The sequence below is a fragment of the Ehrlichia ruminantium genome, from assembly GCF_009728835.1.
Lineage (GTDB): Bacteria > Pseudomonadota > Alphaproteobacteria > Rickettsiales > Anaplasmataceae > Ehrlichia > Ehrlichia ruminantium_B.
In genome coordinates, this window is sequence record NZ_CP033455.1 from 593,928 (window position 1) to 611,998 (window position 18,071).

Here is an 18,071-nt window from a genome sequence, read left to right on the forward strand (position 1 = left end):
TTATATAATATCTTATTATGCTTATTTTTGACCGTAGCCTTGTAAAACTATATAGAGATAAGGCATCTTTTTATAATAAAGCTGATTCTTTTATATTTTCTGAAGTCACTAGTATTATACTGGATAAATTGGGTTTATTTTCAGTAAATACTGGTTTGATTTTAAGTATAGGATGTAGAACTGATTATTTTAGTGATAGTCTATTACAAAGAAAATTGATTTTTTATAAGGATCAAGTAGTTCAGTGTGATATATCGTATCATATGTTGTGTAGTGCTCAAGATAATTATAGGGTAGTAGCTGATGATGAACAGTTACCATTTTGTAATGAAACATTTGACATTGTTATCAATAATTTATGTTTGCATAATGTTAATAATTTATTTTATAACTTATTAAACATATATAATCTTATGAAGGATGGAGGAATTTTTCTTGCTTCATTATTTGGTCATAAAACTCTTTATGAATTAAAATATTCAATTATTAGAGCAGAAATGGATATTGGTATTGCACCTAGAATTATGCCATTTATTAATGTACAATATATTATTTCTTTATTACAAAAAAGTGGATATTCTAATATTGTAATAGATGTCAATGTTATTCAACTAAAGTATAATGATATATATCATTTGTTTAAGGATCTAAGAAAAATGGGTGAAGGTAATGTATTATATGCTAGAAATAAACATAGATTAACTAAAACTGTAATTAAAAAAATTTTTGAATATTATAAAAAGTATTTTTCAGTAGATGAGGTTAGTATTCCTGCTACTTTTGAGATTATTATTCTAAAAGCGAATAAGTAGTAGGACTATAATATAATAATGTGAGGATTAGTTAACATGGATAAAATTAATATAAGAAATTTTGCTATAATAGCTCATATTGATCACGGGAAGTCTACATTAGCTGATCGTCTAATTGAGGAGTGTAATGGTCTAGAAAAGCGGGAAATGAAAGACCAAGTTTTGGATTCTATGGATATTGAGCGAGAGCGTGGTATTACTATAAAAGCACAAACTGTAAGGTTAATGTATACAGCTAAAGATGGTAAGATTTATTATTTGAATTTGATGGATACTCCAGGGCATGTGGATTTTTCATATGAAGTTAGTAGAAGTTTGGCAGCATGTGAAGGTTCTTTGCTTGTTGTAGATAGTACTCAAGGAGTTGAAGCTCAAACTTTAGCAAATGTATATAAGGCTATAGATAGTAATCATGAAATAATTCCAGTATTAAATAAAATAGATCTAGCATCTTCAGATCCAGATAAGGTAAAGTCTCAAATAGAAGAGATCATAGGAATTGATGCAAGTGAGTCGCTGCTTGTATCAGCAAAATCAGGTATAGGTATAAAAGATGTGTTAGAGGCTATAGTATCTAGGTTACCAGCTCCATCTGGAAATTTTGACAATCCGTTGAAGGCTATTTTGGTAGATACTTGGTATGATACCTATCTTGGGATAGTAATTTTATTACGTGTGGTGGATGGTATAATAAAAAAAGGCATGAAGATTGTTATGATGTCTAGTAATGCTGTATATCAAGTTGATAATATTGGAATTTTTACTCCACATAAAAAGATTGTAGATCAACTTTCAGTGGGTGAAATTGGATTTATTACTGCATCTATTAAGGAATTATCGGATTGTAAGATAGGTGATACAATTACTGAGGAACAGAGAAGATGTGATAATCCAATGCCAGGGTTCAGGACGATTCATCCTATGGTTTTTTGTAGTATTTTTCCTAATGAGGCAGGAGATTTTGAAAAATTACGTGAGGCTTTGAAGAAATTACAGCTTAATGATGCTAGTTTTACTTTTGATATTGAAGTTTCCAGTGCGCTTGGATATGGATTTCGATGTGGATTTTTAGGGATGTTGCATTTAGAAGTCATACAGGAAAGATTAGAAAGGGAGTTTAATTTGGACTTGACTGCTACAGCACCTGGTGTTGTATATCAAATTATATCTAAGAATGGGGTCCTTCGTGAAGTTCATAATCCTCATGATTTTGGTGAAGTACAAGATATAGCTAGTATAAAAGAACCTTGGATTTGTGCTACTATTATGGTGCCAGATCAATATTTAGGTGTTGTAATGTCGTTATGTAACAATAAGAGAGGGGAAAAAATAGACCTATCGTATTCTGGTAATACTGCATTGTTAAAATATAGGCTACCATTATCGGAAGTTGTTTTTGACTTTTATGATAGAATAAAATCTATTTCTAAAGGTTATGCAAGTTTAGATTGGGAAATGGATGGATATATGGATAGTGAGATTGCTAAATTAACTATTTTGATAAATTCTGAACCAGTTGATGCTCTTGCATGTATTGTTCATAAAAGTAAAGTTGAACAACGAGGTCGAGAAATATGTTTGAGATTAAAAGATTTAATACCAAGACAACAGTACAAGATTGCAATACAAGCAGCTGTAGGTGCAAAGATTATTGCTCGTGAAACTATATCACCATATCGTAAAGATGTTACAGCAAAGTTATACGGTGGTGATGTAACTAGAAGAATGAAATTATTAGAAAAGCAGAAAAAAGGAAAGAAAAGGTTGCGTGCTATAGGAAATGTTAATGTACCACATAATGCGTTTATTCAAGCTTTAAAAATTATAGATTAATTATATTATGTATACTGTCCATGTAATATGATGGTGACATAATGTTATGGTATTATTTAGATAGTGTTTTTCAAGTAATATAGTAATAAAAAAAGCTGTTTATAACTAATTAAGTATAGTTATTTTAATTAGTATGTTGAACTGTTAGATTTTTTATATATACCTTCTTACTGATAATAGTAAATAATATTTTAAATTATTATCTATTATTATGAGTTTTTCTTTAGTTTGTAATATCTTAGGATTATTAGGAAATAGTTATAAATTTATTAGGAAAAGTCATAAAAATCAATTAAATATTAAATATTAAATGATATAAATTAATTATGTAATATATCTATATAATTTAATTTAAATTATTAATGCGCATAAAATTTTAAATATATTAATCAAAAACATACTCTATTTGTCATAATTTCCTCAAGGTAAGTTTATGAATATAAAAGATTACAAACTAAGTACTATAGCTACATGTATTGTGTTAATTGTAGGTAAATCTGTAGGGATAGGATTAAATTGTTCACAAGGTTTACCAGTTGGTTCTAGAGTTGGAATAATTCTTGCAATTGCTGCAAGTTCAGCTACGGCTCTAGTTTTGATTGCTGCAGTTTTTACATTATATAACAAGCATAGAGTAAATAAACATTATACTACTCTCACTGCAGGTAAAGAATCTCGTTTTGATGAAATACCGTTAGATGTGATTAATATGTTTAAGGATAGTGACGAATTATTTGATACGGACAATGAATTTAGAGAAGCTGATGATGTTGATCGTCAAAAAGCTGACGGTGCTGAACATCGGAAAGCTGATGATGCTGAACATCAGAAAACTAATGATGCTGAACATCAGAAAACTAATGATGCTGAACATCGGAAAGCTAATGATGCTGAACATCGGAAAGCTAATGATGCTGAACATCGGAAAGCTAATGATGCTGAACATCGGAAAGCTAATGATGCTGAACATCGGAAAGCTAATGATCTTGAAACTTCTAGTAATTTAATATCTAAGGATCAAGAATCATCTAATCAAAAAAATGATCAACAACAGTCTAGTGATGTTAGATCAACTGTGGTTGATGTAGCAGGAAAAACTCATGAAGGAAAAAATGTTAAAAATGATTTTGTAAGTGCAGTGACAATGGTAATGAATAAACAAAGAAAAACAATGCATGTTAATGCTGATGGTAGTTACCAAATATTTTGTACTGAAGTGCAAGAGTCTGAAAAAATGCCTATAAAATCTGAACAGTCTATCGAGAGTGAACTAACTCAATCTAATTTTGCAAGTAAGTTAAAGGATATGGAGAATAGTGAAAGTTCTTCTGTTAGTAGATTACAAATGTCAAGAGCAAATAAAGGCAGTCAGGGAAGATGTATGTAACTTTCATTAATTTGCAATGCTATAGCTACTATATATTAAAAGAGGTTTTCATTATTGAATATTTACATATAAAGCATACTAATTCAGTAATATGTTTTTGTGGTAAGGTTATAAAATAGTATTCTTGGAGTTATTAATGCAAAAAGTTTTTATTGTATTATTATAAAAATACGATTTTGTAAAAGAATATAACTGTATTTTTAGTAATAATTGTATGTTAAATAATTTTTGATATTGATAATAAACCTTAACTTTAGCTGATTTGTATTTATAATTTTCTAGTATATTCAGCCTATTGTTATTTTATAATAAATTACATTACTTATATGGTAGGATATTCTCTATTTTTCTTGGATAGACAAAATGTTCAAAGCTACTTAAGAATGTTTGTAATTTTTGGATTAATTTAAAGATGTAAATTGTTAAAAAAATACTAAAATTATTGTAGTTTTAATTTACTTTTATTACAATAATAAGTTATTTTTTATACTATAATATATATATATACTATTGAGAGATTAATATTTAAAAGATGTAGCAATAATATTCTATGTGTTAAAAATTATGTTTTTAATAAAATATTTAATATATTAGTATACCATGTAAATAGTAAATTTATTAATAATATAAGATTTTTTGTACAATAAATATTAGCGTTTTCATATTATAAAATTGATAATATAAATTAATATTAATTAATATAAAAAATCTAATTTTATTATATTAAGGTTAATATTATGATAAAAAATCATAGAATTGTAATTGGTTGTAGTGCTTTGGTAATAGTACTTTGTTCAACAGTAGGACTAATAGCGTCTTGTGTAAATGACGTGCCTGTTAATCGAATGTCAGAATTTACGGTTATGTTTGCAGTTTTAATGGCAGCTGGTTCTGTAATATTATATAGCAATTATAAAGATATAGACTATGATAAGAAGCTTGATATTCTTTATTCTAGAGGAGAAGATGATGAATTTAAATCGACTGCTCGTGCAAAGCAAGGTAATCAATTTTTTAAAAAAGTAAAAAACTTTCTGTATCGTAAAAATTCTTCTACTAATCAGTCTCAATATTTTGGTGATGATATAGATGAATATAGTATAGATGAATTACACAAGATTTCAGAGTTTAATTCTGTGGGTGAACGTGATAGTGTAGGTAAAAGAAAAAATTATGGATCCATTAAAGAATTTTCTCAAAGCATTGAAACAGAAGTATCATTAGATGGTGCTGATAGTTTGATGGAATCTGCGGAAATACAAATACAACAAAACTCCAATAAGGGGATACGTGAATAGTTAATTATTTAATTCTTATTTTGGAAGATGAGAAGATAATATTTTTAAAAGCATGATTTATTATATACATTAAAATTATAATAATTATAGAATTTTTTAACATTATATGTTTATCATTAACTAAAAAATACTAGTTTAATAAAATTTATATCAATCGTATAATCTAAAAGCTATTTTATTAATATAGTTAGTTAATATACTTATAAAAAGTAATTAATAATAAACCTTATTATTTTTTATTATTAATAAAATGTGATAGAATGTATTAATTAATTATAAATTTTTTTAATATTATAGGTTTTAATATGGTAGTTTCTCATGATATTGCTATTCTTTCTGGTTGTATAGCTCTAGTCATTGTCGCGTTGATTGTAACAATAGTACTAGGATATTTAGACATGCTGGCGTTTGATCAGTTTACGATGCTAATTGGTCTGATGTGTCTGATGTTGGGTGGTTTGATGCACCTAATTTTATATAAATGTATGTATGACGGTCAGGTTGTAGAATCTATTGCTTTACCATTGAGTAGGGATGAGAATAGTTGTGGTGAACGCGAATCATTAGATAAAAATTTGTCTAGTATTGAATCTTTGAAGAATACTAAGTTGCCTGTGAAAGATGATAAGGAAATAACTGGTAGTACTTCTACTGATTCTGAAGTACAAGATACTGTTATTCCTAATAATGATACTAGTGATGCTAGTGCTGGTACTAGTGCTGGTATTGATGATCGTAAAAGTGTCACTGAAAAAAGTGTTGAGCGTGGAGCATCATTATCTTCTAGTAAACTGGTTACTGAAGCTGAAGATGAGACACAGCATAATGATGATGATCCTCAGGGATTAGTAGATGTTACAATCAGTTCAGAAGAAGAGCAAAACTTATGTAAGGTATAATCTATATAAATATCATAATTGTATTAATGTATAGAAAAATATATGTATGTTGAATTTACTGTGTTAGTGTTGTTCTATTAAAAAATAAACAGTGAGTAACGGATGAAACCATAGAGCTTTTTGTTATGTCGGAATGTAAAAAATTTATGTAGGAAAGAATGTGTCATTATCCATTGGAATCTGTAAAGGCTTGTACAGTATATATGTATGTATTATGTCGGATATAAATTTGATAATTGATATGTAGTAATCTCTGGTATTATATTTTCTTTGTTGTATTAATTGGTGAGCTTGTATTTCTTATGACCTAAGGTAAGAATTATTATCCTGCGCGATTTTTACAGATATCTTGGACTTACCAGATGCTGTAGATCCGGTAATGATTAATGTATTATTCATGGTGTTTTATACATAATTGATTGTTATGGTTGTAGAATTATAATAAAAATATAGTATAAATGAACGATTAGTTATTTTGTTGTACAAAAGGATATATTTCTAATGCAATGCGTAATCAGATTATTTTCAGAAGTATAGAAAAATATAATAGTTGCTGGGGGATACAGGATTTGCTTTTATAGTTGCGAATTATGTAAACCTTATATTGAATACATAATTATTGTTATAATTTAAGTTGGAGAATTTTACATTTATGTAGATTCAAGAGGTATAATTAATTATAAGGTGCTTTATTTAGAAATTTAGTAAAATTATCAATAGTAATAATAGTAAATTATAGAACCTATTTAATATTTTTTATAAAGAAATTTATAGTAAAAAATATTTATGAATTATGAAAACTTGAAAGATAAGCCATAGTGATAAAAATGTATTACTCAATTATGTCCTAGAATATTACAGTAAGTTCTTTTGTAATGATAATATTAGTTTTTATCGATATCTGCTATAGGGAGACATAAAAGCATTGGATACTTAAGTTAATTAATATGTAAAACATAATCTTACAAGTAATATGTAAACAGATTTTAAATATAATGTATATCTTATATTTATTTAGTTATGTTATTGAGAATTAAGATTATGTAGTTGTTTTTAATTGTTGCTGATTTTTAAATTTTATTGTTTTTAGTAAATGAAAATATCTAATTTAATAATATAATGCTTTTTTATATGTATAATTATATTGCTTATTAATTTTTAATAAAAAAATCCATTTGTTGAATATAAAACGTGTTTTTTCTGTTATAAAGGGTATTTTAATGTTTATATTATTTTAGCATTTTACTATATAATAGCTGCTTCCATAATTAATACTTAATAGGTTTATTAAATATTGACTTACTTGTGTAATGTACTGTAAATATTATTAATATATTGATGCTACAATAATACTATATTTATAATAACATTTAAAAATTAATTTTATTTTTAACCTGGCTATATTAATTTATTGATTATTTTTAGGATATAAAGATATTTATTAAATGTAACATTATAGTTATTACATTGATAGTATGTTTTATTAGATGATTAATTTTTTATATTTTAATATTTAATTTTTTATAAAATTGTATTATAATACGTACTTTTGAAAGTATTAATTTCTATCATTTTGATGATAAATGCTGCTAATGTTATATGTATTAATAAAATAATAATACTAACTAAATAATTAATTATTTTTATAAATTGATGGTTAAGTTATAAATCAAGTTTTTTAGGTTTTGTTATGATAAAAATATCAAATACAAAAGTATTGACTTTTATACTTTTTGTAATTTTAGGTCTGACTATTTTAATGTTTATGATGCTGCATAGGCAATTTGGTAGTAATCTTCCTTCATATGTTCACAATAGTTTTATTGTTATTTTAGTAGGGTTGGGTATAGCGTTTGCTAGTAGTTTAATAAGTTGTATACTATATAGTTCAGGTGTTGCTATAAAATATAAGACTCAAAGTTTAAAGGTTAATTTAAAAAAACAAATTCCTTTGTTTATACATTTTTCACCTGAAGAATTATCTAAAATAGATACTAGAGATAATGTTGTGACACTTTCGTGTGATAAATCTGGAGCTGGTTATACGGTAGATATAAAGCAAAATTGTGGGTTATTACCTGATATGGATATGAAATTAAAATCTAGCAGTATAAGCCTATTACTAAGTGAAGAAGATATTCAGAATATGCAGAATGCTTCAGGATTATGCATTGTGCTTGAATCTGAGGATTTGGAATTATTAAGGAATATAAGACCATCTATCACTAAAATAGGATTAAATAATAACAAATTATCTTTATCATTTTCTTATGCTAAAATTGATGACGATACTCAAAATGTAAAATATTTTCCAGAAGATTTTCGTGATGTTTTAATGGCTAGAGTAATTAATACTGATTCTAGTATTTCTTTGTCTAAAAACATCACTGTACATGATATGATGATATCATGCATTTTATTGGAATTTCCTGACGAAATACCTGATAGAGATTTTTGGTTAGAAAATACACCCAAAGGTAGAGTTGTTTTAAGTTTTTTTAAGATGTTTAATTGTGATAGCAATAGTCTTTATATAAATAAGGAATTGAAATCAAAAGTTGAATATATTAACCAATATATGAGTAATCATAAAGTAGAACCAGATTATGAATCTAGCCAGTATATATTTAGTGAGATAAAACGTATATATATGGATTATTCATGTGAAAGAAATTGTTATGAGTTTTTGCATAATGATTATTATGTTGATATTTTTGGTGGCGGTATTTCTAGCGTAATCCTGAGTTGTATTCGCAGTAATGATATATATAAGTACATCTATGCTCTATGTACTTATAATATTAATGAGCAAGATAAACAAACAGATAAATTTATTTGTGACATATTAAATAATGAAAAGCATTACAGTATTGTAACTAGTGTTTGTAGGTACTTGGAGACTAAGAAATACAACAGCACTTTTAGTAAGGTAATGAGATACGATAAAATACAGAATTGTAAACTTAGTGAGATATTAGATGTCTTAGGTATACATGGAGAAGTTAGTGTTGAAAAGTTAGTTACAGCTGCTAAAGAGCACGTTATGAAAATTTGTAAAAAACAGGAGTTGTTTTATGTGAATAATAGTATGACTTTAAATGTCAGAGTAAAGAATGTAGTTATGTATGATGATAAAAGAAAAGTAAGTGATGTATGTTCCAAAACAAAAGATGGTCACATTTTTGCATATCCTAGTCCTAGTCCTAGAATATTCTAAAAATAGCTAATATATTATTAATTTTCTTATAACATATGAATTGTACATATCTCATTAGTTCATTTCTATATTATAAAATATTTTCTAATATAGTAAGAGGCACATCTTGTGTAGTAGTAAATGATCTCTTGTTATTTTATTGTATTACTGAAATATCGTTAATGATATAATGCTTATATACCTTGTTAGTATATATAACAGATTAGTTATTAACTAAATTAAATAACTGTATATGAAATAAGTGAAATATATTTTTTAATTTTTAATTTTTTTTATTTTTAAATAAATATACATTTCTAGATATATTTGATGTGTTTATAAATGGAATATATATATTTTAATATAATATTAGCGTTACGATAATCCATCATTTGTGCATTAATCTATAAAAATTACTATAGTTTATCGTTATAAATATATTTTATGCCAAATAATATATAAATAATTGATTTAATCTTGTTATACATATTTTTAAATTGTATTAATGATTTCATAATGGTAAAATCAGCAAAGATTTTTTAAGGATTTTTATGAATAAATTAAAATCTGCTATGATATTCTCTATAATAACTGCATTGTTAATTATAGATGTAATGGTTTCTTTGGCATGCAGATCTCAGAATAATACTAGAGAATTTTATATTGCTGCTAGTGTTGTATTTGGTGTAATACTGTTTGCTTTTATAGTAAGTTTAATAAATGTTTGTATGCATTATGATGGAATTTCTTTGAGACGTATGGATAAAAATCGTACTTTTAAACTGAAATATCCAAATCAAGAAGTTGTTCTGTTTTTACAGGTACCTCCTGAAAAAATGAGTGGGATAAATACTGAGGCTAATATTATTAATTTTTCTTCTGTGAAAACGGGTCATGAAGATGAAGATAAATATGCTTTAGAAATGACACAGCGTGCAACGATGTTTTCGACTACAGCACCAAGTATACAATTAAATGGAAATGAAAAAGCTCAGTTATTGATGCATGATCAGATCAAGGTTAAAAATTCTGGATTATATATTGTTGCCAATTGTAATAAGTTAGTATTGTCACAAAATCTTAAAAGACGTGTAGATGTTCAGATACTTCATCCAATAATAGACTATGGAAAACTGTCGTTGGTTTATAAACATGTAGAGTTTTATGGTAGTAAGCAACTTTATAATAAAAAAGATCCTTATGGTCCAGCAGATTTTGCACAACTTCTACGTTTTGAAGTTGAGACTAACACTGAGGATGAAATATCAATGAGATATTTGTATGATATTATTGCGGTTGAAATTCTAAGTGAGTGTCCTAAGATAGATGAGTATGGTTGGTGGACTAGGGATGTAAATGGAAAAATTGCTGCAAGTTTTTTTTCTATGTTTAATTATAGGCTCATATTGGGTGAAAAAAGATTGAGTAGAGAAGATTTGATACCTAAGCTTGAATTGATTACTGAATATGTCGCTAGTTCAGAATTCCATAGAGATAAATCATATGATCCTCTTATATTTGATAGGATAAGAGATACGTATTTTAGCGAAAATCATGAGTTATACAAGTATAGTTTTTTATGTAATAATGTTTATACCTCTGTTAAGGGTGAACGCGTTAGTGATTTGATACGTCAAAATATAGAAAAAGATAAGTGCTATTACTACATTTACAGCATTGCTTCTTGCGATAATGAGGATGTTATGTCGCAAAAAACAAATAAATTTATTCGTGATATATTGCAATCCGAAAAAGGTAAGTTGGAAGTTATATGTAATATTGATAGTAAAAAAGATATTGAGAAGTTGCTTAAGTTCGACCCTGAAAGTAAAGAAGTACGTAGCATGTTAAAAAGAGTATTAGGTCCATGTATTTTTGTACGTAGTGATGTTTCTACTTTGATTAAATGTGCTCAAGATTTTGTTATGGAGAATTGTAAAGAGCGTATGCAGTTATTACATTGTGATAGATATTCTTCTATAGATGTGGGATATATTAATGATATTATAGTGTGTTCTACTGAACAAAAAAGTGCTGGAGTTGCAAGTGATTTGAATATTGTTGATGGAACGACAAATGCAGTATTGAGTGATGAATGTATTACTAGTAGTGTATAAAGTGGTTTAAAAGTTAAGTAATAGCTTATTACTGTAAGTTATTATTGTAATATTATTATGCTATTTTTGGTAAAATCTTGATATTAGCATTAGATTTGTAATGTTTTGTAAAATAAGTGACATATAACTTGTGAGTACATGATATTGCACTGCCATTTTAATATAGGGATAGTAATAATGAAATATTTTTTGTTTACTAGGATTTGTTAAATAGCACTAGTATATTAATTGTCGATAAGAGGTGGATATTAATATAATTACAGGTATGATGTATATGTTGAAATATGTATGAGAATGTTTTATCTTAATATCCATTTCATTATTATCTTTAAAATTTAAATTAAGTGTATAGATTATATATACTTTGTTAGTACTTGAGACTATATGTTAACACGGTATTTCAATAGATATAATATATAAAGTTTACTATGTGTAATGTTTTATTATTATGGATTTTAATTATCATAATGTGTTACTTCGTTATCAATATTAGTATCATCTTAAATAATTAACTTACTTATAGTTTCATTATCAAGTTAAAATTTCTAAAAAACTGTAATCAATATCTTAATCATTAAAAATATCACTTATTGAATAATGTTTCATACATTTTCTGAGATAACTAGTATATGTATATACTAAGTGGCAAGCTAAAATTAGTAATAGTTATGCCTAGATTTTGCAATGTGAATTCTGAATTATATGTATTTAGTACCAATGATATAAAAGTTATAGATGTTTTATACAACTAATAACGTTATTATTTATGACAATATTAAATATTTAATAATAAAATTATGGATTGTAAATATTTGGAGTACGTGGTCAAATTTAGTGTATTTTATGATATAATATATTTTTATTTATAATATGGTTATGCTGTTATGGGTAGATGTGCGACTATTTCATTATTACTGATGTGCACTATATTGTTTTTTAGTGTTCTTATTGCTTTTATTGCACAACCAAGTTGTAGAATTCAACAACCTGCGTATGTTGCTTATGTTGCAGCTTTATCAATATTATCTCTAATTTCTCTTGTGCTGTTAGTACATCTAATAATGCTTTCCAAGGGGTATAGCGTAAAAAGTAATGTACGAAGTATTCGTCCAGATGAAGTTTCTTTATATGTTCCTATGAGTTATAATAATATGTTATATCTGACCCAGAATGGTTATTATAATGTTAGTAATGTTGTCTGTCATCCTATTAAGCGCACTTTAGATTTAGTACAAATTCGTGGACTGTGCCCTGATCTTACTTATCACGTAAAACTTGGTGGTGATATGCATTCAGAGATAGCATATGGTGACCAAAGGTATGGCTTTGGATGTAATAATGGAATAATATTTTGTACTACTGCTGATGCGGATAAAGTAAGTAAAGAGATTAAAAAAGCTATGGATCCTGTACTGCAACTTCCATGTATTAAAGATAATGGGAGTGTATCAGTAACATATCGGGGTGTTAAATTATTTGATCATAGATCAGACAGGTTGATTAAGTCATCGGATAATCGAGAGTTCCTTACTAGGAATTTTGATGTATATTTAAGATGTAATGTTACTGTAAGTAAAAATGGTGTATGTGTAGGTATGACCATTTATGATCTGGTAGCAGAAGAACTGTTAACAAAGGCTTGCATAAAGGCTTTTAAAAGTGGGGATTGGAACACATCAGAACATGCTAGAACCGCATATGCTTTTTTTAGTATGTTTTGTCCTGGCAATTACAAAAGGAAGAGGAGTAGTACAAAGTATTCTCTTTTAGAAGAATATATGATGGGTTATATTAGAGAACATGGGAAATATGAAAGCGAATATTATGCTAATCAAGCATATAAAATGATAGCACGAACTTGTATTAATCATCTTACAGACTATAGCTCGTATAATAAGGTATATAAAAATAATTATATAGATTATGCAGGTAACCGTGTGGATTTTATACTACATGCTAGAATTCGGGACGATACTACATTTGCTACAGTATGTGCTATTGCTAGTTATGATGATCATAGTACTCCAAGTATTAGAACTAACAATTTTATAAGAAGTTTATTTGACGGTACTATTAATGAGAGAGTACTTTCTACAGTTGATAAGTGGATTAGTCAAGGCAACATTGGGAGAAGCTGTCGTAATGTCTTATCTATGTATCATTATTTCAGTAATAAATATGATCCATGTGTTAGTTGTGCATGTAAAGAATTACTAGGTGTGGTTCATCATTGTAGTGTTGAAACATTGATTGCTGTTGCGAGAGCATATGTAGAGAAATATGTAAGAAAATTTGTCATACTAGATTTTGGAGAATATAGAACAATAGATCTAGGATGTCTTTCTAAGTTATGTTTTAGGATTGATGATCGTTCTAAAGAGGGCAACGAAGTGGATTATATGGAAGAACAAGTGGTAACAGAGCAGCTTGACTCATTGAAGTTAAACGATATGACTACGGGACTTGGTCATGCTACAACATAATTATATATTGGGTGAAAATAGTTGTAAGTAATGTACAACGTGTAGTTTTTATGATTAACAATATGTTTGAATTGTACCGTAGTATTAAAATATAACAAAAAGTAAGTCTGAAAACTCAATAATAATATAAGTTATATTGTAGTAATGATATGTATTATAAAATATGTTGGTTTTAACTTGATTACATATGATAATTATTGTGCTTCTTAATAGGATAGCTAAATTTTTTACATAACTCGTTGTTACTGTGGGTGTGTAATTTAATTAGGTGACAATAATAAGTTTATCTAGCTTGGATTGTTGTATGAAAGCTTAAATTTTTTGCTATTAAGCCAATACTTTAATTAGTTAACATACAATTATTGAGCATTAAATAATTAATTATTTATTTTTAAAAATTATTTTTCTACACTATTAAATAGTATGGATAATATTAGTATTTAATGCCGGAATATTCTTTATAAAGAATGCAGAATTACATGTAAATGTTTAATATTTACAATAGATACAGGTATTTTCTTATAAAAATGTACTTTAAATTAACTATTACTTAAAATAATAGCAGTGAGTTTTATTATATAGGTATTTAAGTTGGTGTAATATTTAGTGCGCTTATATATTGAAATTTTCTGTGTATTGGTGAACACATTATTATGAATAATTTAAAATACTAGATTTTTAAGTTTATTTCTATGTTTATAAGGCGAATTCTATTTATATTTTATAATAGTTGAGATACCAAGTTGGTATTTATTATGAATTTTGCTTTTTATCTTTGTATATGTACCAATACACTGTGCTAAGCTACAATACTTAGTTTAAATGACATTTGATATAGATAAACACAAGTTTTAACTAAAAGGTTAATATAATTAAAATCAAGAGATATTCCTGTAAGTCTTGATAGAATTCTGCTAGTAGAATTTTATTACTTGTCAAAAAACAATTAGCTTATATCAGTTTTTCTGTGAGATATAATAATTATAAAGTGAATGACTTATAATGAATTTATCCTTATAATTGTATTTACAGTATTTTATATTAATCTTTTTTGAGGTGCTTTAGGATTTTATGAATAAATCACGGTCTTGTTTATTGTTAGGTATATTGTGTATACTTTTTATTACAGCTATAGCTATCTTTTTTAGCCTGATGCAACAGTTTCATACTGATATTCCTGCTATTGTTACTTTTAATGTAGTATTATTTCTGTTGTTTTTGAGTATTGTCATTACTCTAATACATCTAATCATGCTTGATAGAGGTTTATCTATAGAACATGTAGAAAAAGGAGTAATTGATTCACCTGGGCAAGTAGCTGTATTTTTGCCTGTATCATCTAGGGAAATAAGTAAGATGGATTATAGGTACAATATTGTAGATTTGGCATGTAACTCTATATTAAATCAACAAGATTGTGTATTAACTATGAAACAAAATAGAGGTATTTTACCTTATAGGGATTTATCAATACAATTGGATTCTACACAAGGGTTTAAGTTGTTGTATGATATAAGAAATGTTGATGGTATACCTAGTTCAGGTATATATATTGTAGCTAAAGGCAATGTGCAACATCTCAAATCCATTACTGAAGGGTGTACAGATTTGAAAATATTATGTCCAGTATTGAAAGGTAAACACCTGTCATTAGCTTGTAAATACGTAGAATTTTGTGATGGCATAAGTAAGTATTGTTTTACAAAAGAAAATTTTCAGGAAATTGTAAATAAAAAGGTAATTAGTTCTAATGGTTTTGAAGATACAATATATGATGTTGTTGCATATAAGCTTTTAAGTCTATGTCCGATGACAGACCTTGTGAATGTTGAAAATTTTCAGAGTACTTCAGAACATTATAAGATGTTGTTAGCTTTCTTTAGTATTTTTGGTAGTAGAGGTGCACTAGGACAAGGTGGTTTGTGTGAACGTATACACGATCCTGAATTAGAATATAAAGCTTTATGTGTTGAAACTTATATCTTGACTAGTGTAACACCTCAATATGATCCAGAAAGTGAAAGAAAAGTATTCACAATGATACAAGATACATATTTTAAATGTTCTTGTGAAGTAAATGACTATAATTCTTTATATGAAAATCGTTATGTGGGTAGATGTGGTGAACATATTTCCGACTTAATGCGTGGTAGAATCAGAAATGAGAGGTTATATAAATACATTTGTGCTATTGCTAGTTATTCCAGTATTGACTCTGGTATGAATAATCCTACAGATATGTTTATTGATGAGTTATTGCATGTTGAAAATTGTGCATATGCTTATGACATAGTTTTTAGTATATTAACAGATGATCCGAAAACTGTTATACCTAGGTTATATTATGTAAACCAAGAATTGAATGATGTACTGAACTTGTTGTTAGAAGGTGTTGGATTTTATTCTAATGCTATTTTGATTTCTGCAGCTAGAGAGTATATTATGCAACAGTGTAGACCGCATATGAAATTATATTGTGAAAGGGAATACTTGTTAGATGTAGGAATAATTGATAGAATTGTTGTATCTCCTTCTGTAGGACGAAATATATCTGTTATACATGGTATTCAAGTTCATGATGAACACGTACAGAATGCTTGTGTATCATAGTTACAAGCTTTTTTCATCAGGACTTGTGATTATATATTGTATGTTTTACCAGTTTTACGTTATTAAAATGTTAGCATGATTTGTGTAGTTTATTAAAGTATGTAATATGAAAGTAGTACGTAAAACATTATTTAATGTGTACTATTTATAAGCTTTTTTGGATGTGTTAGGGAAAAAGTTATTAGATAGGTGAATGACTAGGTAAATTGTTAGGGCTATTAGTAATATTTATTAGGAGTGTGAAAACTTGATAAATTTGGAGGATTACTGATAAAAGTACTATAGTTATAAAAAAGATGAATTTAGTCTATTATATTGCAATAGTAGAATAATAGCTTGATGGTGAGGTGATAATATTGGTATATTATTAATAATATTACAAGAAATGTCATTATATTGTGGTAATAGTTATAATGATTATGTTACATAAGTTATAAGAAAATAAATGGAAAGTATGAATGTTTCAAATTATACATGGTACTGTCTTCTCAGTAATTAATAAACAAATGTACTATCTATAGTCTTGTTATAGTCGTATTATCAATTTAGAATATATTAGTTAGTGTAGGTATCTTAAATTAATTTGTGATGTACTATAATCTGGGTATCGTTACTAATGAATTGATAGAAGTACTTTAGTGATTTTAAAAGAAGATAATGTTATTTTTATTTGTAATATACAATTATTTAAATAGTGGTGAGTAACTAATATGTTATTTAAATCTGGTCCTAAAAGTATAGGCTCTGCAGTTGAATCATTAATCTTAAGAAAGTGTGAGAATGGGTATATTAGTAAAATTGAAATACGTCTTTTTTTGAATTGGGTAAATATTGTTGGAAAGGAAATATCTCAGATTGCTGTACCTAGAAGGTTGTTATTTTTGGATAATGTAAATACAGCACTCTTGTATCTTACTGTAAATAGCGGAGGTGCTGCTATTGATATACAGTATAACATTCCAGTGATTATAGAAAAAATTTCTATGTTTTTTGGTTTTAAAGCTGTACATGGAATAAAAATAAAGCAAAAACTATAATTATTTCAATTGTGTGTTTTCTATAATTTTTTAGTTAGTAACTTATGCAGTACAATTAATTTTTAGGCAATAATTATAGTAGCTAGGATTATTATTTAACATTAAAAGTATAAATGGTATATTTTTATTTGTAAATTGTCTTGTTTATTGAAAATTTGTTTCTAAAAATATGCTCTGTTAATAAAGGATAGAGTGCAATATTTTTTATTGTTAAGTATTGGATTTTTTGTCTACTTAAATAGTTATATTATTGTGTTGAATATGTATGGTTGTCTTATATAAGTATATTGTGATTTCTAATATGCACTTTCTTTAGTTGCTATGTGTAAATACGGTATTTTTTATCTTTTAACTAGCATAATGTGTTATTAGTAAGATTTATAAAAATATAAAAGCATT

General features: G+C 26.8%; 10 protein-coding genes and 1 pseudogene. 10 read left to right on the top strand and 1 reads right to left on the bottom strand.

The window, feature by feature from the left end; all coding sequences use genetic code 11:
* Nucleotides 1–17 precede the first annotated feature (17 nt).
* The 5 genes from EDL80_RS01920 (at nt 18) to EDL80_RS01940 (ending at nt 6,229) form a co-directional block, all read left to right on the top strand.
* Nucleotides 18–812: a class I SAM-dependent methyltransferase gene (locus EDL80_RS01920; protein WP_158406522.1), complete on the top strand. Its 795-nt coding sequence runs from the start codon at nt 18–20 to the stop codon at nt 810–812.
* Nucleotides 813–848: 36 nt separating this feature from the next.
* Entirely contained in the window at nt 849–2,645 is a 1,797-nt protein-coding gene (gene lepA / locus EDL80_RS01925) for a translation elongation factor 4 (RefSeq protein WP_158406523.1), read from the top strand.
* A gap of 433 nt (nt 2,646–3,078) precedes the next feature.
* Nucleotides 3,079–4,032, top strand: coding sequence for a hypothetical protein (locus EDL80_RS01930; protein WP_158406524.1), 954 nt, complete (start codon nt 3,079–3,081; stop codon nt 4,030–4,032).
* A gap of 737 nt (nt 4,033–4,769) precedes the next feature.
* A complete protein-coding gene (locus tag EDL80_RS01935) occupies nt 4,770–5,330 on the top strand; it encodes a hypothetical protein (RefSeq protein WP_158406525.1) in 561 nt (186 codons plus the stop codon).
* 305 nt (nt 5,331–5,635) lie between these two features.
* Entirely contained in the window at nt 5,636–6,229 is a 594-nt protein-coding gene (locus EDL80_RS01940; RefSeq protein ID WP_158406526.1) for a hypothetical protein, read from the top strand.
* A 309-nt stretch (nt 6,230–6,538) separates the two neighbouring features.
* Here EDL80_RS01940 and EDL80_RS05155 read toward each other — a convergent pair.
* Nucleotides 6,539–6,628: pseudogene (locus EDL80_RS05155) on the bottom strand (tRNA (adenosine(37)-N6)-dimethylallyltransferase MiaA); the annotation flags it as partial.
* 1,291 nt (nt 6,629–7,919) lie between these two features.
* Here EDL80_RS05155 and EDL80_RS01945 point away from each other — a divergent pair.
* The 5 genes from EDL80_RS01945 to EDL80_RS01965 all read left to right on the top strand — a co-directional run bounded on the left by EDL80_RS01945 (nt 7,920) and on the right by EDL80_RS01965 (nt 17,672).
* The gene (locus tag EDL80_RS01945; RefSeq protein ID WP_158406527.1) at nt 7,920–9,446 is read left to right on the top strand and encodes a hypothetical protein; all 1,527 of its coding nucleotides are present in this window, start codon (nt 7,920–7,922) and stop codon (nt 9,444–9,446) included.
* A gap of 530 nt (nt 9,447–9,976) precedes the next feature.
* On the top strand, nt 9,977–11,542 hold the full coding sequence (locus EDL80_RS01950; protein ID WP_158406528.1) for a hypothetical protein: 1,566 nt from the start codon (nt 9,977–9,979) through the stop codon (nt 11,540–11,542).
* 884 nt (nt 11,543–12,426) lie between these two features.
* Nucleotides 12,427–14,025, top strand: a complete 1,599-nt coding sequence (locus tag EDL80_RS01955; RefSeq protein ID WP_158406529.1) for a hypothetical protein — start codon at nt 12,427–12,429, stop codon at nt 14,023–14,025.
* A gap of 1,071 nt (nt 14,026–15,096) precedes the next feature.
* A complete protein-coding gene (locus tag EDL80_RS01960; RefSeq protein ID WP_158406530.1) occupies nt 15,097–16,635 on the top strand; it encodes a hypothetical protein in 1,539 nt (512 codons plus the stop codon).
* Nucleotides 16,636–17,345: 710 nt separating this feature from the next.
* On the top strand, nt 17,346–17,672 hold the full coding sequence (locus EDL80_RS01965; RefSeq protein ID WP_158406531.1) for a DUF721 domain-containing protein: 327 nt from the start codon (nt 17,346–17,348) through the stop codon (nt 17,670–17,672).
* The last annotated feature ends 399 nt before the right edge of the window (nt 17,673–18,071 follow it).